This is a genomic window from Streptomyces sp. RKAG337 (assembly GCF_023701715.1).
Classification (GTDB): Bacteria; Actinomycetota; Actinomycetes; order Streptomycetales; family Streptomycetaceae; genus Actinacidiphila.
This window is the reverse complement of sequence record NZ_JAJOZA010000001.1, coordinates 1,989,182-2,014,410: the sequence shown is the minus strand read 5'-3', so window position 1 is coordinate 2,014,410 and position 25,229 is coordinate 1,989,182. Positions and strand designations below refer to the sequence as shown.

General features: G+C 70.0%; 23 protein-coding genes and 1 pseudogene. 13 read left to right on the top strand and 11 right to left on the bottom strand.

Going from position 1 to position 25,229, the window contains the following annotated elements; genetic code table 11:
* The first annotated feature begins 106 nt into the window (after nt 1-106).
* Complete coding sequence (locus LNW73_RS08865; protein ID WP_250977891.1) at nt 107-1,195, top strand: branched-chain amino acid aminotransferase; 1,089 nt, start codon at nt 107-109, stop codon at nt 1,193-1,195.
* A gap of 138 nt (nt 1,196-1,333) precedes the next feature.
* Here the strand turns inward: LNW73_RS08865 and LNW73_RS08860 are convergent, their stop codons facing one another.
* Nucleotides 1,334-2,761, bottom strand: coding sequence for a cytosine permease (locus tag LNW73_RS08860; protein ID WP_250989556.1), 1,428 nt, complete (start codon nt 2,759-2,761; stop codon nt 1,334-1,336).
* Nucleotides 2,762-2,926: 165 nt separating this feature from the next.
* On the opposite strand from LNW73_RS08860, the gene ureA reads away from it, so the two are divergent.
* From ureA to cimA, 7 genes and pseudogenes are all read left to right on the top strand, one after another.
* Nucleotides 2,927-3,676 (top strand): urease subunit gamma, encoded by a 750-nt coding sequence (gene ureA / locus LNW73_RS08855; protein ID WP_250989555.1) that lies wholly within the window; start codon nt 2,927-2,929, stop codon nt 3,674-3,676.
* Nucleotides 3,673-5,364, top strand: coding sequence for an urease subunit alpha (locus LNW73_RS08850; RefSeq protein ID WP_250989554.1), 1,692 nt, complete (start codon nt 3,673-3,675; stop codon nt 5,362-5,364). The genes ureA and LNW73_RS08850 overlap by 4 nt, the downstream gene beginning before the upstream one ends.
* 14 nt (nt 5,365-5,378) lie before the next feature.
* Nucleotides 5,379-6,412 (top strand): annotated as a pseudogene (locus LNW73_RS08845) (agmatine deiminase family protein).
* Nucleotides 6,413-6,439: 27 nt separating this feature from the next.
* A complete protein-coding gene (locus tag LNW73_RS08840; RefSeq protein ID WP_250989553.1) occupies nt 6,440-7,051 on the top strand; it encodes a TetR family transcriptional regulator C-terminal domain-containing protein in 612 nt (203 codons plus the stop codon).
* Between the two features lie 24 nt (nt 7,052-7,075).
* Nucleotides 7,076-7,624, top strand: a complete 549-nt coding sequence (locus LNW73_RS08835) for a hypothetical protein (RefSeq protein ID WP_250989552.1) — start codon at nt 7,076-7,078, stop codon at nt 7,622-7,624.
* A 60-nt stretch (nt 7,625-7,684) separates the two neighbouring features.
* The gene (locus tag LNW73_RS08830) at nt 7,685-9,022 is read left to right on the top strand and encodes an MFS transporter (RefSeq protein ID WP_250989551.1); all 1,338 of its coding nucleotides are present in this window, start codon (nt 7,685-7,687) and stop codon (nt 9,020-9,022) included.
* A gap of 277 nt (nt 9,023-9,299) precedes the next feature.
* Nucleotides 9,300-10,898 carry a citramalate synthase gene (gene cimA / locus LNW73_RS08825; protein WP_250977899.1) on the top strand — a complete coding sequence of 533 codons (1,599 nt, stop codon included), beginning with the start codon at nt 9,300-9,302 and terminating at the stop codon, nt 10,896-10,898.
* A gap of 42 nt (nt 10,899-10,940) precedes the next feature.
* Here the strand turns inward: cimA and LNW73_RS08820 are convergent, their stop codons facing one another.
* From LNW73_RS08820 to LNW73_RS08795, 6 genes are all read right to left on the bottom strand, one after another.
* A complete protein-coding gene (locus LNW73_RS08820; protein WP_250989550.1) occupies nt 10,941-11,579 on the bottom strand; it encodes a hypothetical protein in 639 nt (212 codons plus the stop codon).
* Entirely contained in the window at nt 11,576-12,175 is a 600-nt protein-coding gene (locus LNW73_RS08815; protein ID WP_138358218.1) for a hypothetical protein, read from the bottom strand. Before LNW73_RS08815 ends, LNW73_RS08820 begins: the two co-directional genes overlap by 4 nt.
* Nucleotides 12,172-13,515, bottom strand: coding sequence for a hypothetical protein (locus LNW73_RS08810; protein WP_250989549.1), 1,344 nt, complete (start codon nt 13,513-13,515; stop codon nt 12,172-12,174). The genes LNW73_RS08815 and LNW73_RS08810 overlap by 4 nt, the downstream gene beginning before the upstream one ends.
* Before the next feature lie 91 nt (nt 13,516-13,606).
* Nucleotides 13,607-13,903: a hypothetical protein gene (locus LNW73_RS08805; protein WP_164298341.1), complete on the bottom strand. Its 297-nt coding sequence runs from the start codon at nt 13,901-13,903 to the stop codon at nt 13,607-13,609.
* 226 nt (nt 13,904-14,129) lie between these two features.
* On the bottom strand, nt 14,130-14,411 hold the full coding sequence (locus tag LNW73_RS08800) for a DUF397 domain-containing protein (RefSeq protein WP_250989548.1): 282 nt from the start codon (nt 14,409-14,411) through the stop codon (nt 14,130-14,132).
* Nucleotides 14,408-15,232: a helix-turn-helix domain-containing protein gene (locus tag LNW73_RS08795; RefSeq protein ID WP_250989547.1), complete on the bottom strand. Its 825-nt coding sequence runs from the start codon at nt 15,230-15,232 to the stop codon at nt 14,408-14,410. The genes LNW73_RS08800 and LNW73_RS08795 overlap by 4 nt, the downstream gene beginning before the upstream one ends.
* A gap of 113 nt (nt 15,233-15,345) precedes the next feature.
* Here LNW73_RS08795 and LNW73_RS08790 point away from each other — a divergent pair, with 113 nt between their 5' ends.
* A complete protein-coding gene (locus LNW73_RS08790; protein WP_250989546.1) occupies nt 15,346-15,768 on the top strand; it encodes an ATP-binding protein in 423 nt (140 codons plus the stop codon).
* 135 nt (nt 15,769-15,903) lie between these two features.
* Entirely contained in the window at nt 15,904-16,407 is a 504-nt protein-coding gene (locus LNW73_RS08785) for a hypothetical protein (RefSeq protein WP_250992853.1), read from the top strand.
* 119 nt (nt 16,408-16,526) lie between these two features.
* Here LNW73_RS08785 and LNW73_RS08780 read toward each other — a convergent pair whose 3' ends face one another.
* The 4 genes from LNW73_RS08780 to LNW73_RS08765 all read right to left on the bottom strand — a co-directional run bounded on the left by LNW73_RS08780 (nt 16,527) and on the right by LNW73_RS08765 (nt 20,781).
* Nucleotides 16,527-16,961 carry a VOC family protein gene (locus tag LNW73_RS08780; RefSeq protein WP_250989545.1) on the bottom strand — a complete coding sequence of 145 codons (435 nt, stop codon included), beginning with the start codon at nt 16,959-16,961 and terminating at the stop codon, nt 16,527-16,529.
* Between the two features lie 128 nt (nt 16,962-17,089).
* Complete coding sequence (locus LNW73_RS08775; RefSeq protein ID WP_250989544.1) at nt 17,090-17,935, bottom strand: class II fructose-bisphosphate aldolase; 846 nt, start codon at nt 17,933-17,935, stop codon at nt 17,090-17,092.
* 56 nt (nt 17,936-17,991) lie between these two features.
* Nucleotides 17,992-18,870, bottom strand: coding sequence for an SIS domain-containing protein (locus LNW73_RS08770; protein ID WP_250989543.1), 879 nt, complete (start codon nt 18,868-18,870; stop codon nt 17,992-17,994).
* Nucleotides 18,871-19,017: 147 nt separating this feature from the next.
* A complete protein-coding gene (locus LNW73_RS08765; RefSeq protein WP_250989542.1) occupies nt 19,018-20,781 on the bottom strand; it encodes a glycoside hydrolase family 35 protein in 1,764 nt (587 codons plus the stop codon).
* Between the two features lie 195 nt (nt 20,782-20,976).
* Between LNW73_RS08765 and LNW73_RS08760 the strand changes: the two genes are divergently transcribed.
* From LNW73_RS08760 to LNW73_RS08750, 3 genes are all read left to right on the top strand, one after another.
* Entirely contained in the window at nt 20,977-23,427 is a 2,451-nt protein-coding gene (locus LNW73_RS08760; protein ID WP_250989541.1) for a polysaccharide lyase 8 family protein, read from the top strand.
* A 53-nt stretch (nt 23,428-23,480) separates the two neighbouring features.
* Nucleotides 23,481-24,008: a GNAT family N-acetyltransferase gene (locus LNW73_RS08755; protein ID WP_250989540.1), complete on the top strand. Its 528-nt coding sequence runs from the start codon at nt 23,481-23,483 to the stop codon at nt 24,006-24,008.
* A 158-nt stretch (nt 24,009-24,166) separates the two neighbouring features.
* Nucleotides 24,167-25,228 carry an HpcH/HpaI aldolase/citrate lyase family protein gene (locus tag LNW73_RS08750; RefSeq protein WP_250989539.1) on the top strand — a complete coding sequence of 354 codons (1,062 nt, stop codon included), beginning with the start codon at nt 24,167-24,169 and terminating at the stop codon, nt 25,226-25,228.
* Nucleotide 25,229 lies beyond the last annotated feature (1 nt).

The following is a 25,229-nucleotide window of genomic DNA, read 5'->3' as shown; positions in this document are numbered from 1 at the left end:
TGCGATAATCAGCGGTGGGGCCGCTGTGCGAGGGGAAACTCGGACGTCCAAGCACTGGGACGGCGGGTGCGGTCCGCCATGACCTCACGGTGAAGGACACGCAGACATGACGACGACGCCCACGATCGAGCTCAAGCCTTCCTCGCACCCGCTGTCCGACGCGGAGCGCGAGGCGATCCTCTCCAACCCCGGGTTCGGCCGCCACTTCACCGACAACATGGTGACGATCCGGTGGACCGAGGGCCGTGGCTGGCACGACGCGCAGCTCGTGCCGTACGCCCCGCTCTCCATCGACCCGGCGAACATGACGCTGCACTACGCGCAGACGATCTTCGAAGGCCTGAAGGCGTACCGCCAGCCCGACGGCACGGTCGCCACCTTCCGCCCCGAGGCCAACGCCAAGCGCTTCCAGGACTCCGCGCGCCGGCTGGCCATGCCCGAGCTGCCCGTCGAGACGTTCATCGAGGCCGTCGACGCGATCGTCGGCCAGGACAAGGCGTGGGTGCCCAGCGCGGGCGAGCAGTCGCTCTACCTGCGGCCCTTCATGTTCGCCACCGAGGTCGGGCTGGGCGTCAAGCCGGCCAACGAGTACCTCTTCATGGTGATCGCCTCGCCGGCCGGCGCGTACTTCGCCGGCGGCGTGAAGCCGGTCTCCGTCTGGCTCTCCGAGGAGTACGTGCGCGCCGCGCCCGGCGGCACCGGCGCCGCGAAGGCCGGCGGCAACTACGCCGCGTCCCTCGTCGCCCAGGCCCAGGCCATCGAGCACGGCTGCGACCAGGTCGTCTGGCTGGACGCGATCGAGCGCAGCTGGATCGAGGAGATGGGGGGCATGAACCTGTACTTCGTGTCCGGCAACAAGATCCTGACCCCCGCCCTGACCGGCTCGCTGCTCCCCGGCATCACCCGCGACTCGCTGCTGAAGATCGCCGCGGACCTGGGCTACGACGTCAACGAGGGCCGGATCTCCGTCGAGGACTGGAAGCGCGGCTGCGCCGACGGCACCATCACCGAGGTCTTCGCGTGCGGCACCGCCGCCGTGATCACCCCGGTCGGCTCCGTCAAGTCCACCCGGGCCGACTGGACCGTCGCCGACGGCAGCCCCGGCAAGGTCACGATGAAGCTGCGCGAAGCGCTCCTGTCCATCCAGACCGGCACCGCCCCGGACCCCCACGGCTGGATGCACCAGCTCGGCTAGACCACGGCGTTGTGCCCCCCAGTCCCGCACGGATGAACTCACCCACGGTTGTGGGCAGGCGTTCCGCAAGGCTGGGGGCACCCCCAGCGGTAGCTGGGGGAGGGTGGGCACAACCGACCACCGGCCCGCGCCCAGCCGTCAAGCCTGCTGCGCCAGCGCCCGCTCCGTTTCCCTCACAGGAACCGGATGCGGGCGCTTGGCGTTCAGGGCGAGGTACGCGCCGGCTGTGACAGCCGCCGACAGCAGGAAGCTGAAATCGATGCCGCCGGTCCACGAAACGAGCGGTCCGCTGTAAAGCGGTGTATCCACGGCCAGGAGGCCGACCACCGCGCCGGAAGCCCAGGCGGCGGTAGCCGCGACGTTCCAGCCGCCCCGGTACCAGTACAGCCCCCCACGCGTCCCCCGGTTGAAAACCTGCAGCGCATCGGTGTCGTAGCGGCCTCGAACCCGGACGAACCCCAGCAGCGTCACCACCGCCCAAGGCGTCCCGACGGCCGTCAGCAACAGCACGAACGACGTCATCGCGTCCTGCGCCGCCCACGCGAAGTGCCCCAGGAAGACCAGCGCGGTGGAGAAGGCCGCCACGACGTACGTGGCCTGGGTCCGGGACGCGCGGGGCAGGATCGCGTCCAGGTCGAGGCCCATGCTGTAGAGCATCAGGCCGGCGTTGCCGACCGAGCCCGCCGAGGCGTTGGCCAGCAGCAGCGCCAGGTACCAGGCGGGGGCGGCGGCCACCAGCGGGCCGGCGTAGTCGTCGGCGGCGCCGACGGCCAGGGCGGTGAACGTGCCGAACAGCTGCGGCACGAGGAGCCCGACGACCAGGCCCAGACAGGTGGCCCAGAAGACCTTGCGCTGGCTGAAGCGGCGCGGCGAGATGTAGCGCGTGTAGTCGCCGAGCAGCGTGATGAAGGCGATGGGCCCGCTCAGCCCGGCGGACACGGCCGCGAGCAGCCAGGTCGGCCAGAAGCCGCCGAGCAGATACGTCGACCCCTCCACCGGTGCGGTGGTGAAGCTGCCCGCGTAGGCGATGAAGCCGATGAGCAGCAGCACGGTCAGCCCGATGGCCAGGGCGCGGCTGAGCCGCAGCAGCATCCGGTAGCCGAAGACGGCGGCGGTCGCGGTGCAGCCGGCGAGGGCCGCGTAGACCACGGCGTAGCTCGCCGCGCCGGTCGGCAGGCCGAAGAGGCGGTTGAGGCAGCCGACGACGGCGTCGCCGCCGACCCACAGGGTCAGGGCGGTGTAGCCGAGCGAGAGCAGCAGGCCGATGACCGATCCGAGCAGCCGGCCGCGTACCCCGAAGTGGGCGCCGCTGCTGGTGGAGAGGTTCGTGGCGCTGCGCAGCGATACGAGGGCGAGCGGCGCGGTCAGCAGCGTGCCGACCAGGGTGCCGGCCGCCAGGGCGCTCACCGAGGCCCACCAGCCGAGGCCGAAGGAGACCGGCAGCCAGCCGAAGACGATCACTCCGAGGGCGAGATTCGACCCGAGCAGGATGCTGACCAGATCGCGCGGGCCGCTGGTGCGCTCCTCGTCCGGAACGGTGTCGACTCCGCGTTGCTCGATCTGCATGGGCGGTCTCCCTAAGGGGTTCCTGTCATCTTTGAACGCCATTCAATGTCTCCCACCTATGGCCTACGGTCAATACTTCACGTCGCCGGGATGAATTGTTAGAGTGGTGTTCTAACTCTTCGAGAGCTTCATGACCTTCATGACCTTCATGCCGGGAGGCGCGACATGCGACTGACCCCGACCGAGCGGGACCGCCTGCTGCTGTTCGGTGCCGCCGAGCTGGCGCGGGCCCGCCGGGCCCGCGGCCTGCTGCTGAACGTGCCGGAGGCGACCGCGCTCATCGCCGACACCGTCTGCGAGGCGGCCAGGGACGGCCGCCGGCTGGCCGAGGCCATCGCCGCGGGGAAGGCCGTCCTCGGGCCCGACGACGTGCTCCCCGGAGTGGCCGACGTGGTCAAGGAGGTGCACGTCGAGGCGGTCTTCGACGACGGGTCCCGGCTCGCCGTGATCACCGCGCCGATCGGCGGAGGGTCGCTCGGCGACGACGCGCCCGGCGCCGTACTGACCGGCCCCGCGGTCCCCGAGCGGGCTCCGTCCGTGACGGTGACCGTCCACAACACCGCGACCGTGCCGATCAGCGTCACCTCGCACTTCCACTTCTTCGAGGCCAATCCGCGGCTCGACTTCGACCGGTCCGCCGCCTACGGCATGCGGCTCGCCGTCCCGGCGGGCTCGTCGGTGCGTTTCGGCCCGGGGGAGTCAGCGCCGGTGGGCCTGGTGCCGATCGGCGGCGCCCGGGTCGCGATCGGCTTCGCGGGCCTGGTGGACGGCCCGCTCGACGCACCCGGTGCCCGCGAGGAGGCCCTGCGCCGGGCCGCGGCCTGCGGCTACCTCGGCACCCAGCCCCCGAACCCGAACTCGAACCCGAACCCGACCTCGACCCAGCCCCCGAACTCGTTGGAGGACGGCTCATGACCGGAATCGACCCGCGCGAATACGTGGCGGTGCACGGTCCCCGTGCCGGGGACCGGGTGCGGCTGGGCGACTCCGGGCTCGTCATCCGTGTCGAGTCCGACGCGCAGCTGCCCGGTGACGAGTTCCTGGCCGGTTTCGGCAAGACCGCCCGTGACGGTATGCACCTCAAGGCGGCGGCCGTCCGCGACACCTGTGACGTCGTGATCAGCAACGTCGTCGTGATCGACGCGGTACTCGGCATCCGCAAGGTGTCCATCGGCATCCGCGAAGGCCGGATCTGCTCGATCGGCCGGGCCGGCAACCCCGACACCCTCGACGGGGTCGATGTCGTCGTCGGCACCGGAACCAGCATCGTCTCCGGCGAGGGCCTGATCGCGACAGCGGGTTCCGTGGACACCCATGTCCATCTGCTCTCGCCGCGCATCATGGAGGCCTCACTCGCCTCCGGCGTCACCACGATCATCGGCCAGGAGTTCGGCCCGGTCTGGGGCGTCGGCGTCAACTCGCCCTGGGCGCTGCGGCACGCGTTCAACGCGTTCGACGCCTGGCCGGTCAACATCGGGTTCCTGGCCCGCGGTTCGTCCTCCGATCCGGCTCCGCTGGTCGAGGCGCTCGCCGAGGGCGGCGCGTCCGGCTTCAAGGTCCACGAGGACATGGGCGCGCACACCCGAGCCCTGGACACCGCGCTGCGCGTCGCCGAGGAGCACGACGTCCAGGTGGCGCTGCACAGCGACGGCCTGAACGAGTGCCTGTCGGTGGAGGACACCCTGTCCGTGCTGGACGGCCGCACGATCCACGCCTTCCACATCGAGGGCTGTGGCGGCGGGCATGTGCCCAACGTGCTGAAGATGGCGGGCGTGCGGAACGTCATCGGGTCGTCCACCAACCCCACGCTGCCGTTCGGGCGGGACGCGGTCGCCGAGCACTACGGCATGATCGTCTCCGTCCACGACCTCAAGACCGACCTGCCGGGCGACGCGGCCATGGCCCGCGACCGCATCCGCGCCGGGACGATGGGCGCCGAGGACGTGCTGCACGACCTGGGCGCGATCGGCATCACCTCCTCCGACGCGCAGGGCATGGGCCGCGCGGGCGAGACCGTCCGCCGCACCTTCCAGATGGCCGCCAAGATGAAGGCCGAGCTGGGGCCGATGGAGGGCGACGGGCCCGCCGACGACAACGCGCGCGTGCTGCGTTACATCGCCAAGCTCACCATCAACCCCGCCATCGCCCACGGCCTCGCCCACGAGATCGGCTCCCTCGAAGTCGGCAAGCTCGCCGACATCGTGCTGTGGAAGCCGCAGTACTTCGGCGCCAAGCCGCAGATGGTCCTCAAATCCGGCTTCCCCGCCTACGGCGTCACCGGCGACCCCAACGCCGCCACCGACGACTGCGAACCCCTCGTCATCGGACCGCTGTTCGGGGCGCACGGCGCGACCGCGGCCGATCTGTCGGTCGCCTTCGTCGCCCGCGCGGCGGCCGAGTCCGCGAACGACCGGATGCCGACCCGACGCCGCCGGGTGGCGGTGCGCGGCACGCGCGGCATCGGCCCCGCCGACCTGCTGTTCAACTCCCGCACCGGCCAGGTCGACGTGAACGGCAGCACCGGCCTCGTCACCCTCGACGGTGACCCGCTGCGCTCGGAACCCGCCGACCAGGTGTCCCTCAGCCGCCTGTACTTCTTGTGACAAGGATCCGCACCATGAACACGACCCCCGCAGCTGACGGCTTCCGGATGCCCCCCGAGTGGGCCCCGCACGCCCGCACCTGGATGGCGCTGCCGTCCCCCAGCACCACCTTCGCGGACGACGCGGACCTCGACGTCTCCCGCCGCGCCTGGGCCGAGGTGGCCCGCACCATCAGCCGCTACGAGCCGGTCACCGTGCTCACCACCCCCGGTGACGGCGACAAGGCCCGCTCGCTGCTCGGCCCCGGTGTCGACGTCGTGGAGCAGCCGCTCAACGACGCGTGGATGCGCGACATGGGCCCGACGTTCCTGGTCCGCGACGGCGAACTGGCCGCCGCGAACTGGGTGTTCAACGGCTGGGGCGCCCAGGAGTGGGCGCAGTGGGACCTGGACTCCCAGGTCGGCGCGAAGGTCGCCGAGCTGGCCGGTGCGCGCGCCTACGCCTCGTCGCTGGTCAACGAGGGCGGCGGCATCCACGTCGACGGCGAGGGCACCGTCCTGCTCACGGAGACCGTCCAGCTCGACCCGGGACGCAACCCGGGCTGGACCAAGGAGCGGGTCGAGGAGGAGCTGCACGCGTACCTCGGCACGACCAAGGCGATCTGGCTGCCGCGCGGGCTGACCGCCGACTACGGGCTCTTCGGCACCCGCGGCCATGTCGACATCCTGGCCGCGTTCGTCCGGCCCGGCACGGTCGTCGTGCACAGCCAGCAGGACCCGTCGCACCCCGACCACGCGGTGTCGCAGGAGACGATCAAGCTGCTCGGCAACGCCACCGACGCGCGCGGCCGCGCCCTCGAGGTCGTCGAGCTGCCCGCCCCTCGGCCACCGGGGAGGACGGGGAACTGGTCGACTACTCTTACGTCAACCACTACCTGTGCAACGGCGCCGTCGTGCTGTGCTCCTTCGACGACCCGGCCGACCGGGTCAACGCGGAGATCTTCGGCCGGCTCTTCCCGGAGCGCGAAGTGGTCCCCGTCGACGCCCGCACGATCTTCGCGCACGGCGGCGGCATCCACTGCATCACGCAACAGCAGCCCCAGGTGTGACCCGGGGATACATCGTCGGAGGACGCGGTGACCGGAACGCCCCGCGCCAGGCGGCGGCTCAAGCAGCCCCGTGAGCTGGTGATGGCCGCCGCGATGGCGGCCATCGCGGAACACGGCCTGGCCGAGCTGACCCTCGCCGGCCTCGGCCGCGGGATCGGGATGAGCAGCGGTCACGTCCTCTACTACTTCGGCAGCAAGGACGAGCTGCTCCTCCAGACCCTGGAGTGGAGCGAGGAGCAGCTCGGCGCCCAGCGCCGCGCCCTGCTGTCCAAGCCGCTGCCCGCCCGCGAGCGGCTCGACCTGGTCATCGACCACTACCTCGCCGACGGCCACCGCGATCCGCACTGGGTGCTGTGGTCCGAGGTCTGGACCCGCTCCCAGCTGGGCGAGGAAGGTCTCCAGCGGCAGCTCTCGCTCGAACTGGCCTGGCACCGGGACCTGGTGGCGCTGGTCGCCGAGGGCATCTCCCGCGGCGAGTTCCGCAGCACCGACCCCGAACGGTTCTCCGTCCGGCTCCGCGCACTGCTCGACGGCTTCGGCACCCACCTGGTCGTCGGCCTGCCCGGCACCGACCGCGAGGCGGTGCTCGGCCACGTCCGGGAGTTCCTCCAGGACGGCCTGTTCGCACCCGCCACGTAGCCGTTCGCGGCTACCGTGGAGCGCGTGACCGCTCTCGTCGTCGCCGTGGTCGGTGCCCTCGGCGCACTGCTGACCGCCCTGCTGACGCACCGCGTTGTCGCCAGGAGCGGCAACCGTGCGGAGCGGAAGGCGTCGAACGCGCAGCTGAACCAGTCGATCCGGCGGTATCACGACGCGCTGTCCAGCTGCCTGGCCGTGCGAAGCGAGGCCGTCGAGGCCGGGCGCCGCCAGCTACTGGAGGAGGCGCGCGCTGCGAACCGCGAGACGTACGCGGCGGCCCAGATGGTCATCAGCGACGCGGTGCTGGTCTCCGCCGCGGAGCTCATCGGGCGGCTGAACCGGGTGTACTCGCTGCTCACGCCCGCCGGCGGCGAGCCGCCGTCGGGGGAGCGGCGGAGCGAGGCGGAGACCGAACTGGCCGGGTGCTCCGCCGATCTGTACGCCCTGCGGCAGCAGATGCGCCGCGACCTGGGCATCACCGAACTGCCGCCGCAACGGCCGGCAGCCCCGCGGCCGGAGCCGGGGCCCACCCGGTACTCCGGGGGCGGCGGGGGCAGCAGCGCGGGTCAGTGAGCCGGCGCCGCCGGAGGCGGTCTTGCGGGGGAACCGTCCGTTCCGGCACGGTCGTTGACCATGAGCACCACGGAACGTGCCGACGGTCAGCAGCACTGGAAGAAGATCTGGGTCGGCTCGGCCGGCAACATGGTCGAGTGGTTCGACTGGTTCGTGTACTCGACGTTCGCGACGTACTTCGCGGCCTCGTTCTTCCCCAAGGGGGACGAGACCGCCCAGATGCTGAACACGATGGGCATCTTCGCGGTCGGCTTCTTCATGCGGCCGGTCGGCGGCTGGCTGCTCGGCCGAATCGGCGACCGCAAGGGCCGCAAGGCCGCGCTGACGCTCTCGGTCTCCCTGATGTCGGCGAGCGCGGTGCTGATCGCGGCGGCGCCGACGTACGCGGTCGCCGGGTACGGCGGCGCGGCCGTCCTGCTGGTGGCGCGGCTGCTGCAGGGCCTGTCGGTCGGCGGTGAGTACGCGGCGAGCGCCACTTATCTGACGGAGGCGTCGGCGCCCGGCCGCCGGGGGTTCGCCTCCAGCTTCCAGTACGTGTCGATGACCGTCGGGCAGATCATCGGGCTCGGGCTGCAGCTGATCCTGCAGCACACGATGTCGGACGGAGCGCTGCACAGCTGGGGCTGGCGGATCCCGTTCATCGTCGGCGCCGCCGGCGCGGCCATCGTCTTCTACCTGCGGCGCAGCATGCTCGAGACGGACGTCTACGAGGGGGCGTCCGCGGAAGCGGGCGAGGCCGGGGAGGACAGCGGCACCCTGGGGACGCTGTGGAAGCACCGGCGCGAGGCGTTCCTGGTCATGGCGCTCACCATGGGCGGCACCGTTGCCTACTACACGTACACCGTGTACCTCACGAAGTACCTGTCCAGCAGCGCCGGCCTGCCCAAACAGACCGCGACCCTCGTCAGCTTCTGCGCGCTGACGGTCTTCGCCTGTCTGCAGCCGCTCGCGGGAGCGCTGTCGGACCGCATCGGCCGCCGCCCGCTGCTGATCACCTTCGCCGTCGGCTCGACCTTCCTCACCGTCCCGATCATGACGATGCTCCGGCACGTCAGCGGCTTCTGGTCGGCACTGGGGCTGGCCCTGCTCGCACTGGTGGTCGTCACCGGCTACACGTCGATCAACGCCTGCGTGAAGGCCGAGCTCTTCCCGACCCACATCCGCGCCCTGGGCGTCGCCCTCCCGTACGCCCTCGCCAACGCCCTCTTCGGAGGCACCGCCGAATACGTGGCGCTGTGGTTCAAGAAGGGCGGCATCGAGTCCGGCTACTACTGGTACGTGGCGGGATGCGCGGCGGTGTCGCTCGTCGTCTACCTGTCGATGCGCGAGACGAAGGAGATCGATCTGCACCGGGTGGGCCTCGACACGCGGGACCGTGAGAAGGCGCTCGCATCCTGAGACGGGCCGGAGCACCGGGGCAGGTCTGTGCCAGACTGCCTCCGTGCTCTCCAACGTCATCATTATGGACAGCGCACGCCGGTCCGCAGTGAGCGCCCCGTAGAAAACGTACGGCAGCGACCACCGTGTCCCAGACCCGCGTGCAGACCTCTCGCATCCGCGAGAGGTTTTTTCGTTTCCCGGCCCACCCACGCCGGACGCGAAGCGCGAGGGATCATTGGGGGCAAGTGGAGACGGGTCTTCCGGTAGCCACTCATCCGACAGGAGTCTCACCACCATGACAGCCGCATTGGACGACAGCTTCCATGTCTTCGACACCACGCTGCGCGACGGCGCGCAGCGTGAGGGGATCAACCTCACCGTCGCGGACAAGCTGACGATCGCCCGGCACCTGGACGACTTCGGGGTGGGCTTCATCGAGGGCGGCTGGCCGGGCGCCAACCCCCGGGACACCGAGTTCTTCGCCCGTGCCGCCACCGAGCTGGAACTGCGGCACGCCACGCTCGTCGCCTTCGGCGCCACCCGCCGCCCCGGTGGCAAGGCCGCCGAGGACATGCAGGTCAAGGCGCTGCTGGACTCCCAGGCTCCGGTGATCACGCTGGTCGCCAAATCGCACGACCGGCATGTCGAACTGGCGCTGCGCACCACGCTCGAAGAGAACCTGGAGATGGTCCGCGACACCGTCTCCTACCTGCGCGAGCAGGGACGGCGGGTGTTCGTCGACTGCGAGCACTTCTTCGACGGCTACAAGGCCAACCCGGAGTACGCGAAGCAGGTCGTGAAGACCGCGCACGAGGCCGGCGCCGACGTCGTCGTCCTCTGCGACACCAACGGCGGCATGCTGCCGGCACAGGTACAGGCCGTGGTCGGCCTCGTCCTGGCCGACACCAACGCGCGGCTGGGCATCCACGCGCAGGACGACACCGGCTGCGCCGTCGCCAACACCCTCGCCGCCGTCGACGCGGGCGCCACCCACGTGCAGTGCACCGCGAACGGCTACGGCGAGCGGGTCGGCAACTCCAACCTCTTCCCGGTGGTCGCCGCACTGGAACTCAAGTACGGCAAGAAGGTGCTCCCCGAGGGCGCGCTGGCCGAGATGACCCGGATCTCGCACGCCATCGCCGAGGTCGTCAACCTGGCGCCCTCCACCCACCAGCCCTACGTCGGCGTCTCCGCCTTCGCGCACAAGGCCGGTCTGCACGCCTCCGCGATCAAGGTCGACCCGGACCTCTACCAGCACATCGACCCCGAGCAGGTCGGCAACACCATGCGGATGCTCGTCTCCGACATGGCGGGCCGCGCCTCCATCGAGCTCAAGGGCAAAGAACTCGGCATCGACCTCGGCGACGACCGCGAGCTCGTCGGCCGGGTCGTCGCGAGGGTGAAGGAGCGCGAGCTCCAGGGCTACACCTACGAGGCAGCCGACGCCTCCTTCGAACTGCTGCTGCGCGACGAGATCAACGGCCGCCCCCGCCGCTACTTCCGCGTCGAGTCCTGGCGCGCGATCGTCGAGGACCGCCCCGACGGCACCCACGCCAACGAGGCCACGGTGAAGGTGTGGGCCAAGGGCGAGCGCATCGTCGCCACCGCGGAGGGCAACGGCCCGGTCAACGCCCTCGACCGCGCACTCCGTGTCGCCCTGGAACGGATCTACCCGCAGCTCGCCGAGCTCCAGCTCGTCGACTACAAGGTCCGCATCCTCGAAGGCCGCCAGGGCACCGACTCCACCACCCGCGTCCTGGTCACCACCAGCGACCGCAAGGGCGAGTGGAACACGGTCGGCGTGGCCGAGAACGTGATCGCGGCTTCCTGGCAGGCGCTGGACGACGCGTACGCGTACGGGCTGCTGCGGGCGGGCGTCGACCCGCAGGAGTAAAGGGCGGGGGCGGGCCTGACCCCGCGCGCTGGTGGCGCGGGGTCAGGCCTTGCTCTTGTCCGGGTCCGGGGTGCAGCGGATGGTACGGACGAGGGTGTCCAGGTCGGGCAGGACTTCCAGGAAGCGCTCGTGGCTCCAGGACATCAGGAAGACGTGTACGTCGGTGTCGAAGTCGTCGTCGCGGAAGACGTAGTTGACCTGGTCGTACGGACCGGTTCCGGCGACGCCGCTCCAGTGGGCCTTGACGCCCCTGCCGAGGGGCTCGGTCTCGAACCACTCGGCTACTGGGGGGACGGTCGCGGTCTCCGTGCCCCAGTAGCTGTAGTACTGGAACGCCTCTTCCCTCGTCCCTTCGCGTTTCCACAAGCCGATGGCGACCACTACCGGGATCTTCGTGTAGTCGGGGCAGTGGAAGTACAGCTTGTGCCCGGCCAGTTTGCCGGCACCTTGGCTCCGGGCGAGCACGAGGGACTGTGCGAAGGGCAGGACTTCCTTCTTCACGACCTTCTTGTTCAGTTCCCGGCCGCCACGAAGGAAGCGATCACCTGCGTAGTCGAAAGCCCACTCGGCGGCATCCGCCCATTTGGTGCCCTGAAAGCTGATCGGGATGGGGAACCACACATCGCGGTCCCAGGAGGTCTCGGCCCAGTTGTCGGTCACTTTGCGCTGGTCGAAGCTCATGCGTCCTCCTGCTGATACTTCCACCGGAACGTGCTCATGATCGCATCGAACAGCGCGCCGAGGAGTTTTGCGATGTCGTCGTCGGGGCTTCCCCCACCGAACGTGGAGAACGAGGAGAGCAGCCAGCTGTCGGCGGTTCCGGGCACGGGAAGTATGTACTCGATGCGACGTGACGCGTAATCGACCTCGCGTTCCGGATCGGCGTCGTAGTTCCGTTCCGTCCGGATGCCGGAGCACCCGGCGATTTCCACCGGCTCCCCACCCCGAGTCGTCGACAGTACTTCGGCCAGCACCTGCTGGGGGTCAGGGGCGTCGAGCCGCCCGAATTCGACGTAGGAGATCAGGAACGAGGCCGGGAGGTTCTGCTCGCGGTTTCCCATGGGCAGGAAGAGATCGACGCCTGCGTTCTGGCGCGCCTGGTTGATCACCTTTTTCAGCCGCGCCTCCAACTCCCGCCGGTACTGGGCGACCTGATCGCGTCCATGCTTCGCGAAGGCGCGGTCGAGGAGGGCGGCGATGGCCTTGTCCGTACCCCGCTGGACCGGGATCTTCTCCCATTCGTCCGGCACGACCAGCCGGTAGCCGCTCACCGTCATGAGCCGACCTCCGCGGTGGTCAGTTCCTTGAACTTGCCGAATATGGGCAAGGGCTTGGAGGTGTCGCCTTCCACCACCGGGTGCAGGAGATCTCCGTCGAATCCCTTGCCGTGCACCAGATTCCCGATGAAGTTGAACGTGTCGCTGCCGCCGGCCCAGTGACTGAACTCGTCGGCGGCATTGGCGGCGCCATTGATGATCCGCACCGTCTTCAGGAAGCCGCCGGCGCGGGTGAGCGTATTGGGGAACAGCCTCGTGTTCGGGAACTCCTCGGCGAGCTGGCGAAGTTTCGTCATGTTCTCGAGGACTTCCTTCTCGCCGCCGGCCAGGAACTTCTGGCCCACTGCGTCGGCGTAGTCGGCCACCGAGGACCACATCCGGCTCGCGGTTCCCTGGTTGGCTGCACCTGATGCGATGTCCGCGCCTTCGGTTCCGGCCTTGGCGGCGGCTGACACGCCCTCCTCGCCCTCCGTGCCGGCGCGCGTCGCGTTCGCCACTCCCTCGGCGAACTCCGTCGAGCCGTCCAGCAGGCCCTTGGCCCAGGCCGCGGTGCCCAGGGTGACGATGGCGAAGGCGTCCATCGCCACGTCCGTCCAGGAGCCGTCGCCGGTGAGGGCGACGGCGGTATGGCCGAGCAGGGCGGCGAGCATCAGTCCGCCCAGCAGGGCGGTGGCGATGTCCAGGCCGGGAATGAAGAGCGAGATGATGATGAGGGCGGTGACGATCCAGGTACAGATGTCCGCGAGCAGCTTGATGAGCCCGGCGTGCTCATGGATGAAGTCCTTGATCCCGTCCCACCGGCTGTCCTTCAAGCCGTCGTGTTCGGTGTCCTCGATCTTCTGCATCCAGTGGTGGCCACGTTCATCCCGGTGGCTCTTCGCCTGCGCCAACTGCGTTTTCGCCTGAGTGAGTTCGCCCTGGGCGGCCTGTTTCGCGTGGTCCAGGACATCCTTGTGGTGTTGCTGTTCCGGGGTGAGTTTCGGCGCCGGCTGTCCGGCCACCGGCTTCACTTCGGGGGAGTTGGCGGTCGGCGCGACGGCCTGGGCCTTGGTCAGGGCCTTCAGCGACTCGGATTGGCAGTGATCCAGGTCGTCGGCCCAGCTGCCCAGATATCCGGACACCGTCTCGTACCGGGTGGCGACCTTTCCCAGGTCGCCTTTGAGTTCCGAAGCGGTATCGCGCAGCTTGTCGGCGAACTTGCCGACGTTCTCGTCACCTGCGATATCCGTCAGCAGGCCGATCTGGTCGCGGATCGTCTCAGCCATCTTGCTCAGGCGCTTGGCCTCGGCCCGAACCTCGTGCGGTTCCCCGGGAATCGGGTCCTGGCTCTCATCGAGCACGGCCCATTCATAGTCGGGCGGCCTACTCATGCTGCTGGTTCCCCTCGGACGTGAACATGCTGGGTCGACTACTGGCGGGGAGTGACGGGGGCTACTTCTTCTTGCCGGCGCCGTCGAGGCCGTCTTCGAGCTTCTTGTCCACGTCCTTGAAGGCTTCCATGGTCTTCTCGGCCATCTCGCCCATCGCCTTCACCTTGTCCAGCAGCTTGTGCCGGTGGTAGTCCCAGTTGCTGGCGAAGTCATGCATCGCGTGCGCGATGTCACCGGAGCCGAGAAATTCCTTGATTTCCTTCTGGTGCCCGCCCGTGTCCTCGAGCTCCCGCTGGATCGTCTGCAGGCTCTTCGTCGATTCTTCGAGCCTGTCGTAGGACACTTTGAGGTCCGCCATCCCCGCAACCATTCCGCTCGCCCTGGTCATGATCTGACTGCCGGGGGAGGATTTCGCGGCATGCGGGCGCGCCACATCAACTGCGGGAGTTCCCCTGTCCGGCAATCCATTGATCGTTTCAAGCCCTCGGGGGCCGGACAACCTGGAGCTCGCAAAGAACGGTAAAGACCTGGCCTATTCATGACCGACAGTGACCAGGTGCTGGGGACCGGGCGGCGTCGTACGCCTACGCGGAGAGGTCGGCCCCGGCGGCGAAGGCGACGAAGCGGGTCCAGGCGGCGGGGGAGACCGTCAGAGCCGGGCCGTCGGGGTCCTTGGAGTCACGGATGTGCACGGCCTGGGGGTGGGTGGCGACCTCGACGCAGTTGCCGCCCTCACTGCCACTGTGGCTGGACTTGCGCCAGGCGTAGGCGATCTCGACGCAGGCGCCGCCTTCGCTGCCGCTGTGAGTGGACTTGAACCAAGCGAGATCGTCGTCGGAACGCTGTGGGCTTGCTGCGCGGTTCATGAATCTCCTAGCAGATCGTCCAACAGGCCCTTGCTCTCCTCGGGGGTGAGGGCCTGCGATCGCAGCATCCCATATTTCTGCTGGAGCACACTGACCTCGTCTGGATCATCGACGAGGAAGCTGACGCGCTGGCCTTCCATATAAGCCAGTTGCTCATGGTCGGGGGTCTCCAGCAGCACCATGGGACCGTCGAGCCCGGCGTGCTCATAGCGGTCCGTCGGCATGATCTGGAGCCCCAGGAAGGGGAGTTCGGCGCATCGGCGCAGGTGGCGGTTCTGCTCGCGCAGTACCGCCCGGCCACCGATCGGGCGGTGCAGGATCGACTCCTCCAGCAGGTAGTTCATCATCGGTGGCCAGGGCTTTCGCTCGAAGAGCCTCTGTCGGTCGAGGCGGGCTGATAACCGTTCCTCCGCCTCTTCCGCACTGATGGGCGGGAACAGACAGGCGAAGACCGCCTGTGCATAATCCTCGGTCTGGAGCAGCCCGGGAATGACGTGCGTTTCGTACGAGAGGAGCGTCAGCGACCGCTGTTCCTGCTCGATGAAGTCCTGCGCGAACAGCGGATACCGCTCCTTCTCCGGGATCTGGGTCACTGCGACCGCCAGCGCCCCCTTCGTCCCCAACAGCTGGTCCAGGTGTTCCGCCAGGTCCCGCTTGAGCGGCCTGCGACCCTGCTCGATCGAGGCGATCGTCTCCTCGTGCACACACAGTCGCTCGGCCAGCGTCGCCTGCGTGAAACGTTCTGCTCTGCGGAAGTGACCGAGCATGGCGCCGATCACGTGCCACGACGGATTCTTCTTGGGCTTGTTCGCCGGATGCATGAGGTCTCCCCTTCCCGTCCGCCGCCGCACGCGACCCCCTCCCGGGGCGTACAACCCATCCGTACGCCCTGACACTGTGGTCCAACATAATCACTGACTGTGACAGTCGCGCCATGGAAAAGAACAGTCAACTGCGCCTTTTTCGCGAGGCGTTCTACCGGCGCGAGCGCCGCTCCGTGCCCGCTGCCAGGCACTTCACCGCGCGGGCGCTGCGGGCGTGGGGGGTGGCGGACCGGCAGGACGAGGTGCTGCTCTGCGTGAGCGAACTGGCGACCAACGCCCTGCTGCACGGGGTGCCCCCGGGGCGCGGTTTCCGGCTGCACCTCACCCTTGATCAGGGCGGTGGCGGCCCGTTGCGGGTCGAGGTGCACGACAGCGGGGGAGGGAACGTTCGGACGCCCGCTCCCCGTCCCCAGGGCGAGGACGAGGGCGGGCGCGGGTTGTTGCTGGTGGCGGGGCTCGCTGACGACTGGGGGGTGGGGCGGCGCGATCCCGGCAAGGTCGTCTGGTGCGAATTCGCGGTGTCGGCTCCGTGAAGCGGAACGCGGACCTCTGGCGGACGCGCGTAGAACTCGGGCACACTCGCTACGCACCAACAGCGGCACCCGCACAACCGCCCCACCGGTTGCACGTATCCCGCAGGAGGTTCCCGTATGGCTCTCGGCAGAGTGATGACGTTCCGCAGGGTCCTGAGCGCGCTCGTTCTCGTGCTCGGTGTCCTGTTCGCCCCGGGAGTCGGCATCGCCGCCTCCCACGACGCCTACGCGGTCAGCAAACTGACGCACGCACAGGCCACGTCCATGTTCAGTTCGGCGGGGATCACCTGGTCCTCGTCCGGCGGCTGCTCCAACCGCAACGTCTCCACCTGTACGTCCTTCGACCAGCTCAACCTGGCCACCGCGCAGGGTGCCGTCACGCTCAAGCACGCGAGCGGCTGCGCCCTGAACATCACCGGCGGCACGGAGACCGGGCACGCGAGCGGCACGTACAGCCACTGGAACGGCTACAAGCTCGACTTCGGCAAGAGCACCTGCATCACCAACTACATCCACCGGTTCACGTACATCGGGCTGCGGGGTGACGGCGCTCCGCAGTACCAGTCCGGGTCGGGGAACATCTACGCGGACGAGGGCAGCCACTGGGACGTCCTCTACTACAACTGCGGCGGCTGCTGACCGTTCGGAACGAGCCGGTCACGCCGCCCGGCTCCGCCGGCCGGGGCCCTTCTTCCGACGGGCCCCGGCCGCGTGCCGGTGGGCACGCACGATGCCGGAGTCGACCGCGACGAGCCGGGCTAGGAAGTCGCGGCGTCCGAGAGGCTCGACGGGTCCATCCACATGATCTGCCAGCCGTGGCCGTCAAGGTCGTAGAAGCTGCGTGAGTACATGAAGCCGTGGTCCTCCGGGCCGTCCACCTCGGTGCCGCCCGCGGCGAACGCGGCCTCGGCGACCGAGTCCACCTCATCGCGGGTCGCCACGCTGAAGCAGTAGAGCGCCAGGGTGTGCGTGGTGGGATCGGCCATCGGCAGCTTCGCGAACTGCGCGAATCTCTCGTGGCCGAGCAGCATGACGGAGGCCTGCTCGCCGACCAGCATGCAGGCCGCCGACTCGTCGGTGAACATCGGGCTGAAGCTGAACCCGAGCCCTGAGAAGAACGCCTTGCTGCGCTCGACATCCGCCACGGGGATGTTCAGGAACAGCATGCGGCCGGCGTGTGCGGGAGTGGTCATGGTGTGTCTCCAGTCCGAGGTCTTGTGGCGTACAACGGGGTAGACCCGCCGGGCCCGCGGAACTCATCGGTGGACTGCGGAATTCGCACGGCCTGGTGCGCGGCCGGACGGGACCGTGAAGACGCGGCCTAACCCGCGGCCGGACCGGCCAGCACCCGCAGCAGCCGTGCCACCTCGTCCGCGACGGCGGAGCGCCCCGGGCCGAGGTACTTGCGGGGGTCGGTCAGCTGCGGCTGTGCCGTGAGGGTCTCGCGTACCGCCGCCGTGAAGCAGGCGTTGAGGTGGGTGGCGATGTTGACCTTCACCATGCCGTGTGTGACGGCCCGCGCCAGGTCCTCGTCCGAGACGCCCGACGAGCCGTGCAGGACGAGCGGCACCTGGACGCCGGCGCGCAGCCGGCCGATCAGCTCGAAGTCCAGCGTGGCGGTACGGGTGCTCATCGCGTGCGACGTGCCGACGGCGACGGCCAGGCCGTCCACGCCGGTCGCCGCGACGTACGCCGCCGCTTCGGCCGGATCGGTGCGCACCCCCGGCGCGTGCACGCCGTCCTTGCCGCCGACCTCGCCCAGTTCGGCCTCCAGCCAGACGCCCGCGCGGTGGCAGTGCTCGGCCACCGAGGCGGTGACGGCCACGTTCTCCTCGTAGGGCAGCGTCGAGGCGTCGAACATCACCGAGGTGAGGCCCAGCGCGACGGCCTGCTCCACGAGCATGCGGTCGGTCGCGTGGTCGAGGTGGACGGCGACCGGTACGGAGGCGGCGCGGGCGATGGCGAGGGTCGCGGCCGCGACGGGCTCCAGGGCGCCGTGGTAGAGCACCGCGTTCTCGCTGATCTGCAGGACCACCGGCAGACCCGCGCGCTCCGCGCCCGCGGTGATGGCGGTGGCGTGCTCCAGCTGGATGACGTTGAACGCGCCGACCCCCTGGCCGGCGGCCATCGCGGGGCCGGTGATCTCACCCGTGGTGACCAGTGGCATGGGATCCCCTTCAAGCAGTCGGATGCAAGCAGGCGGCTTCAAGTAGCCGGAACGCGTCAGGTCAGGACGACGGAACGCGTCAGGTTGCGCGGGGTGTCGGGGTTGAGGCCGTTCGCCTCGGCGATGGCGACCGCCAGCCGCTGCACTCGGATCAGATCGGCGAGCGGGTCGGTGCCCGAGGCCTCCAGCGTGCCGCCGGTGCGCGCCACGTCACCGTCCAGGCCCTCCGGGAGGTCGCCGAAGACCCAGGCGATCCGGTTCGGGCCGGTGATCGAGATGGGGCCGTGCCGGTACTCCATCGCGGGGTACGACTCGGTCCAGGCGCCCGCCGCCTCCCGCATCTTGAGGCCGGCCTCCAGCGCGATGCCGTAGGACCAGCCGGTGCCCAGGAAGCTGAACTGCTCGGCGCCCAGCAGGTCGGGCGACAGCACCTCGGCGATGGCGCGGCGGGCGTCGGCGACGGCGGGCGCGATGTCCTCGCCGAGGTGGGTGCGGAGCAGCGCCAGCACGCTGGTCGCGAAGCGGGTCTGGACGACGGACTTCTCGTCGGCGAAGTCCAGCACGACGAGGTCGTCCACGAGGTCCACGATCGGGGTGTCCGGATCGCCGATGACCGCCGTGGTCCTGACCGTCCCGCGCACCGTGCGGAGCAGTTCCAGCACCTCGGTGGTGGTGCCGGAGCGGGTGATGGCCACGATCCGGTCGTAGTCGCGGCCGTACGGGAACTCGGAGGCGGCGAAGGCGTCGGTCACACCCAGTCCGGCGCGCTCGCGCAGCACCGCGTACGACTGGGCCATGAACCAGGAAGTGCCGCAGCCCACGACCGCGACCTTCTCCCCGGTGGCGGGCAGCGAGCCCGCGACCCCGGGGACGAGTCCGGCGGCGCGCTCCCAGCACTCGGGCTGGGTGGCGATCTCTTCCGCGGTGATCGACATGGAGGTGCTGTCCCTTCGTCGTTCCGTCCGTCAGGTCGGACGGTACTGGATGCCCCGCCCGGAACCGGTGGCGAGGTGGAAAAATGGACTAGACCAGATGGGTGGACCGGGAAACCGACCGATGGAACCGGCCGATGGAGCAGGCCGTCAGCCGAGGTCGGGTTCGGTGCGGATCTCGACGAACGGCCCGGCGTGCCCGTCGAGTTCCAGGACCGCGATCTCGTTGCGGCCGGGACGCAGCAGCGGCCACGGCACGTAGAGGGTCCGCTGCGGGCCGCGGTCCCAGTAGCGGCCCAGGCAGAAGCCGTTGATCCAGACGTAGCCCTTGGTCCAGCCGGGCAGCGCGAGGTAGCCGTCCGCGGGCTCGTCGACGTCCAGGAAGCCGCGGTGGAACGCGGCGGGGGCCGGGCTGCTCGAGGCGGCGGCGGCGCGCCAGGGCAGGCCGTCCGGCGTGCCGTCGCCGAGCGGCACCGGCTCGGCGGTCCAGCCGTGCAGGTACTGCTGGGTGTGCAGCACGCCCGACACACCCTTGCGGTCGCCGATCGCGGCACCGTAGTTGACCCGGCCCATGGACTCGACGAGCAGTTCCAGGCGGGCGGCCGGGCCGGTCACCGCGATCTCGGGCCGCTCGTCGCCGTCGCGTTCCAGTACGGCGGCCGGCACGCCGTCCACGAAGATGTGCGCCCGGTCGGCCAGGCCCTCCAGGGTCAGCGGATACGCCTTGCGGGGGCCGGGGATGCTGCTCCGGTACAGCACCAGGCCGTGGGCCAGGCCCAGTTCCTCGAAGGACGGCGGCACCGGGGAGTGGACGGTGCCGGTCGAGAGCCGCCCGATGACGTCGAACAGCGGCACGGACTCGGTGAGCTCGATCCGGGCGGGCGCCAGCAGCGGCGGCATCGGCTCGGGGTCCGGCGCCGGCTGCTCGGCGTAGGCGGCGAGCACCTCGCGGAACGCCCAGAACTTGGGGGTGGGGGCGCCGCGCTCGTCGATCGGGGCGTCGTAGTCGTAGGACGTGATCGTCGGCTGGTAGCCCTCGCCGGTGCGCGGGTCGGCGGTGTTGGCGCCCGCCCAGGTGCCGAAGTTGGTGCCGCCGTGCGCCATGTAGAGGTTGACCGAGGCGTCGTTCTCCAGGATCTCGCGCAGCGCGCCGGCGGCGTCCTCGGGGGAGCGGACGGTGTGCTTCTCACCCCAGTGGTCGAACCAGCCGTTCCAGAACTCCATGCACATCGCCGGGTCCCGCGGCCGGAAGCGGCGCAGCTCGCCGAAGGCCTCGGTGGCACGGCTGCCGAAGTTGACGGTGGCGAGATGGCCGGGGGCCGCCCCGCCGGTGAGGAAGAAGTCCTCCGGGCCGTCGGAGGTGAACAGCGGGACGTCGATCCCGCGTGACCTCAGGCCGTCGGCGAGGTGTTCTAGGTAAGCGCTATCCGTACCGAATGACCCGTATTCATTTTCCATCTGGACCATCAGCACATTTCCGCCCCGGGTGGTCTGATGGGCCGCGATCATCGGGATCAGCCGGTCGTACCAGCGGTCCACCCGGTCCAGGTACCGCGGGTCGGCCACCCGCAGCCGCAGGTTGCGGTCGGCCAGCAGCCACCAGGGCAGTCCGCCGTTCTCCCACTCCGCGCAGATGTACGGGCTGGGGCGCACGATCGCGTGCAGGCCCGCCTCGGCGGAGGCGCGCAGGAAGCCGTCCAGGTCGGCGATGCCGTCGAAGTCGTAGGCGCCGGGGCGCGGCTCGTGGAGGTTCCACGGGACGTACGTCTCCACGGTGTTCAGGCCCATCGCGCGCAGCATGCGCAGCCGGTGCGGCCACTGTTCGGGCAGCGTTCGGAAGTAGTGCAGCGCGCCGGACAGCAGGCGCAGGGGGCGGCCGTCGAGGGAGAAGCCCTCGGGTGACATCTCAAGCATGAGGGTTCTCCGGTGCTGTGACGTGCTGCTGCGGTTGGCGTCAGCGTGATCGTAAGTGGGCGTTCCTGTCGCCACAATCCAAAGAATCAAACAGTGTTCAATCCGTTGTGGGGTGTGGAACCCTCGTGGTAGAAACCGCTTACTAGAGAGAAGTGAAGCACACCGCCGTCTTCGCCCATGGAGGTTCCAACCGCCATGCCCTCCCCCTGGTCCCGCCGGACATTCCTCGCCGGAAGTGGCGCCGCGGCCGTTGCCGCAGGCCTTTCCGCCGCCTCGCCCGCGAGCGCCGCCTCCTCGCCCGCAAGCATCGCCCCGCCCGCAACCACCGCCCCCGCGGTCACACCCGCCGACGCCGTGCCGGACGCCTTCGACACCCTGCGGCTGCGCTGGCGCGCCCTCACCCTGGGCGCCGACTTCGACGCCGCCGCCGAGCCGTACGCGACGAAGCTCGCCACCCTCGGCACCGCCGCGCGCACCTCGCTGGCGTCCATGGCCCCGGCCACCGGATCGCTCTGGCCCGACCAGCCGCTGAGCAGCACCGCCTCCATCACCGGCAGCTACGCCCGGCTCAACGAGATGGCGCAGGCCTGGGCCCAGCCCGCTACCGGCTCCACCGCCGATGCCGAGATGATCGCGGCCGTCGTCGAGGGCCTGGACCACCTCTACGGGGAGGTCTACAACGAGAACACCACGCCGTTCCTCCCCAACTGGTGGGACTGGCAGATCGGCAGCCCCCGGCTGCTGCTCGACACGGTGACCGTCGCCTACGACGAGCTGAGCGCCGACCGGACCGCCTCCTACCTGCGGGCCGTCGACCACTTCGTGCCGGACTCCGCCGTCGCTTCGTACACCGGCACCAGCACCGGCGCGAACCGCGTCGACCTGTGCCGGGTCATCGCCACCCGGGGCGTGCTGGGCAAGTCGGCGGCGAAGCTGGTGCTGGCCCGCGACGCGCTGTCGCCGGTCTTCCCGTACGTGACGACCGGCGACGGGCTGTACGCCGACGGCTCGTTCGTCCAGCACACCTACGTCGCGTACACCGGCTCCTACGGCGAGGTGCAGATCGACGGCCTGGCACGGCTGTTCGCCCTGCTCGCCGGCTCCACCTGGGCGGTCACCGACCCGAACCGGCAGATCATCCTGGACTCGGTCGAGAAGGCGTACGCGCCCTTCCTCTACAACGGCCTGGTCATGGACGCCGTCTCCGGGCGCGCCATCAGCCGGGGCATCGCCACCACCGATCCCACCCGCATCCAGGGCGACGACCACCGGCGCGGCCACCCGCTGCTCGCCCACATCGCGCTGCTCGCCGAGGGTGCGAGCGCCGCCGAGCGGACCCGCTGGCAGGGGCTGGTCAAGGGCTGGATCCAGCGCGACTACTACAGCCCGGTGCTGGCGGACGCCAAGCTCGGCATAGCCGACCTCGCCCGGCTGGAGGCCATCGCCGACAGCGCGGTGACCGCGGTGCCGGAACCGGTCGCGCACCGGCTCTTCCCCGGCATGGACCGGGCCGTGCACCGCCGCGCCGACTGGGCCGCGTCGATCGGCATGGCCTCGAAGCGCATCACGTACTACGAGAACGGCAACGGCGAGAACCTGCGGGGCTGGCACACCGGCTCGGGCATGCTCTCCTGGTGGGGCTCCACCTACGGCAACGGCCAGTACAGCGACGCCTTCTGGCCCACCGTCGACCCGTACCGGCTGCCCGGCACCACGGTGTCGAAGAAGGCACTCGCGGACGGGGCGGGCGGCGCGTGGGGCGCGGCGCGGCCGGATACGACCTGGGTCGGCGGCGCCACGGACGGGGTGTTCGCGGCGGTCGGCCAGCACCTCAAGGGCCTGTCGAGCACGATGACCGCCCGCAAGTCCTGGTTCTGTCTGGACGACACGGTCGTCTGTCTCGGCGCGGGCATCACCAGCACCGACGGCACGGCCGTCGAGACCGTCGTCGAGAACCGCAACCTCGGCGCGACCGGCACCCACGGGCTCGCCGTCAACGGCACCACGCAGTCCACGGCGCTCGGCTGGTCCGCGACGCTGGCCGGCACCACCTGGGCCCGGATCACCGGCTTCGGCGGCTATGTCTTCCCGGGCGGCGGGGGAGCGACGGTGAAGGCGGTGCGCGAGGCGCGCACCGGCACCTGGGCCGCCATCAACACCGGCGGCACGACCGACGCGCTGACCCGCCGCTACCTCACCCTCTGGCTCGACCACGGGGTGAACCCGACCAACGCCTCCTACGCCTACCTCGTCATGCCGGGCGCGACCGCCGCGGCCACCGCGGCCCGCGCCGCCGCCACCGGCTGGCTGGTGACCCTCGCCAACACCGCCGCGCAGCAGGGCGTCGCGGTGCCGTCGCTGGGGTTCACCGGGATCAACTTCTGGTCGGCGGGCACCGTCGGCGGCGTCACCGCCTCGATCCCGGCCTGCGTCATGATCCGCGTCAGCGGCAGCACGGCGACGGTCTGCGTCTCGGAGCCACCGCGGTCCGGCGCCTCGCTGGACATCACCTGGAACCGGCCGGTGTCCGCCGTCACCGCGAAGGACGCCACGGTCACCGTCACCGGCACCGGGGCCTCGCTGCGGCTCACCATCGCGCCGGGCACCACCGGGGCGACCCACCGCGCCACGGTGACTCTGGCGTGACACGCGGCCTAAATGATTCGTTCACGCGGGCAGCTTGCTCGTAAGGTGCCCGCGTGACGGATGACAGGACGCAGGACCACACGCCCACCGGCCGGTACAACGGCAGGCTGGAGATCCGGCCCGCGGACATCGCGGACGCGGTGGTCATCGCCGAGATCCACATGGCGTCACGCGCGAGCACCATGCCGTACCTCCCGCCGCAGAAGCGGAGCCTGGAGGAGGTCGCGTGGTGGGTGGAGAACATCGTGCTCACCGAGGGCCAGGCCTGGGTGGCGGTCGACTCCTACGGTGAGGTGCTCGGCTACGCCGCGCTGGAGGGCGACATGCTGGAGCAGCTGTACCTGCGGCCGGAGGCCCGCCGCCGGGGCGTCGGCTCGGCGCTCCTCGGCGAGGTGCGGCGCAACAGCCCCGACGGCCTGTCGCTGCACGTCTTCCAGGCCAACACCGGCGCCCGCGCGTTCTACGAGCGGCACGGCTTCACCGTCCTGGACACCAACGACGGCAGCCGCAACATGGAGAACCTGCCGGACATGACGATGCGCTGGATTCCCGGCACGGGCATGGGTACGAGTACGGAGTAGGGAGCGCGGGCCGGAGAGCGCTGGCCAGGGCTTACGGTCGGGCCGCTGACACGCGGTGACCAACGGCACACCTACTGGCCGGTAACGTGCGGCAGTGGTGGCCGTAGGGTGATCGCCGTACGCTCCTCCCCACCCTCGACCGACATCCGGGAGACCGCATGCGTTCCGCGAAGGACTTCTTCCGCCCGCTGGCCGTAGGGGCTCCGGCCCCGGTACGGGAGGTGCCGTTCCGGCCCTCGCGGATGATCCACTTCTTCGATCCGGGCAACGAGAAGATGGCTGCCAAGGTCCCCTCCATCGCGCCCCAGGTGGACGTGCTGCTGGGCAACCTGGAGGACGCCGTCCAGGCCGACCGCAAGGAGGCCGCCCGGAACGGGCTCGTGAAGATCGCCAAGGCGACGGAGTTCGGCGACACCCAGCTGTGGACGCGGATCAACAGCCTGGACTCGCCGTGGGCGCTGGACGACCTGCTCACCCTGGTCACCGAGATCGGCGACAAGCTCGACGTCATCATGGTGCCCAAGGTCGAGGGCGCCGAGGACATCCACTACGTCGACCGGCTGCTGGCGCAGCTGGAGGCGAAGGCCGGCATCACGCGGCCGATCCTGGTGCACGCCATCCTGGAGACCGCGACCGGTGTCGCGAACGTCGAGGAGATCGCCGGCGCCAGCCCCCGCATGCAGGGCATCTCGCTGGGCCCGGCCGACCTCGCCGCCAGCCGCCGGATGAAGACCACCCGGGTCGGCGGTGGCCACCCCGGCTACCTGGTCAGGGAGGACCCGAACCCGTCCGACGCCGACGCCCCGCGCGCCACGTTCCAGCAGGACCTGTGGCACTACACGATCGCCCGCATGGTCGACGCGTGCGCGGCGCACGGGATCCTGCCGTACTACGGGCCCTTCGGCGACATCCGCGACACCCTCGCCTGCGAGGACCAGTTCCGGAACGCCTTCCTGCTCGGCTGCGTCGGCGCCTGGAGCCTGCACCCGGTGCAGATCGCCATCGCCAAGAAGGTCTTCTCGCCCGCCCCGGCCGATGTCGCCTGGGCCCGCAAGGTGATCGACGCGATGGGCGACGGCACCGGCGCCGTCATGATCGACGGCAAGATGCAGGACGACGCGACGTACAAGCAGTGCCTGGTGGTCTCCGAACTGGCCGACACCCTCGCCGCCCGCGACCCCGAGCTCGCCGAGGCGTACGCCGCGGCAGAGAAGGAGTGAC

Bases quoted from the DNA above. Each gene is read 5' to 3' on its own strand.
- LNW73_RS08865 (WP_250977891.1), top strand. From the start codon at position 107: ATGACGACGACGCCCACGATCGAGCTCAAGCCTTCCTCGCACCCGCTG.
- LNW73_RS08860 (WP_250989556.1), bottom strand. From the start codon at position 2,761: ATGCAGATCGAGCAACGCGGAGTCGACACCGTTCCGGACGAGGAGCGC.
- ureA (WP_250989555.1), top strand. From the start codon at position 2,927: ATGCGACTGACCCCGACCGAGCGGGACCGCCTGCTGCTGTTCGGTGCC.
- LNW73_RS08850 (WP_250989554.1), top strand. From the start codon at position 3,673: ATGACCGGAATCGACCCGCGCGAATACGTGGCGGTGCACGGTCCCCGT.
- LNW73_RS08830 (WP_250989551.1), top strand. From the start codon at position 7,685: ATGAGCACCACGGAACGTGCCGACGGTCAGCAGCACTGGAAGAAGATC.
- cimA (WP_250977899.1), top strand. From the start codon at position 9,300: ATGACAGCCGCATTGGACGACAGCTTCCATGTCTTCGACACCACGCTG.
- LNW73_RS08820 (WP_250989550.1), bottom strand. From the start codon at position 11,579: ATGAGCTTCGACCAGCGCAAAGTGACCGACAACTGGGCCGAGACCTCC.
- LNW73_RS08815 (WP_138358218.1), bottom strand. From the start codon at position 12,175: ATGACGGTGAGCGGCTACCGGCTGGTCGTGCCGGACGAATGGGAGAAG.
- LNW73_RS08805 (WP_164298341.1), bottom strand. From the start codon at position 13,903: ATGGCGGACCTCAAAGTGTCCTACGACAGGCTCGAAGAATCGACGAAG.
- LNW73_RS08800 (WP_250989548.1), bottom strand. From the start codon at position 14,411: ATGAACCGCGCAGCAAGCCCACAGCGTTCCGACGACGATCTCGCTTGG.
- LNW73_RS08795 (WP_250989547.1), bottom strand. From the start codon at position 15,232: ATGCATCCGGCGAACAAGCCCAAGAAGAATCCGTCGTGGCACGTGATC.
- LNW73_RS08790 (WP_250989546.1), top strand. From the start codon at position 15,346: ATGGAAAAGAACAGTCAACTGCGCCTTTTTCGCGAGGCGTTCTACCGG.
- LNW73_RS08785 (WP_250992853.1), top strand. From the start codon at position 15,904: ATGACGTTCCGCAGGGTCCTGAGCGCGCTCGTTCTCGTGCTCGGTGTC.
- LNW73_RS08780 (WP_250989545.1), bottom strand. From the start codon at position 16,961: ATGACCACTCCCGCACACGCCGGCCGCATGCTGTTCCTGAACATCCCC.
- LNW73_RS08775 (WP_250989544.1), bottom strand. From the start codon at position 17,935: ATGCCACTGGTCACCACGGGTGAGATCACCGGCCCCGCGATGGCCGCC.
- LNW73_RS08770 (WP_250989543.1), bottom strand. From the start codon at position 18,870: ATGTCGATCACCGCGGAAGAGATCGCCACCCAGCCCGAGTGCTGGGAG.
- LNW73_RS08765 (WP_250989542.1), bottom strand. From the start codon at position 20,781: ATGCTTGAGATGTCACCCGAGGGCTTCTCCCTCGACGGCCGCCCCCTG.
- LNW73_RS08760 (WP_250989541.1), top strand. From the start codon at position 20,977: ATGCCCTCCCCCTGGTCCCGCCGGACATTCCTCGCCGGAAGTGGCGCC.
- LNW73_RS08750 (WP_250989539.1), top strand. From the start codon at position 24,167: ATGCGTTCCGCGAAGGACTTCTTCCGCCCGCTGGCCGTAGGGGCTCCG.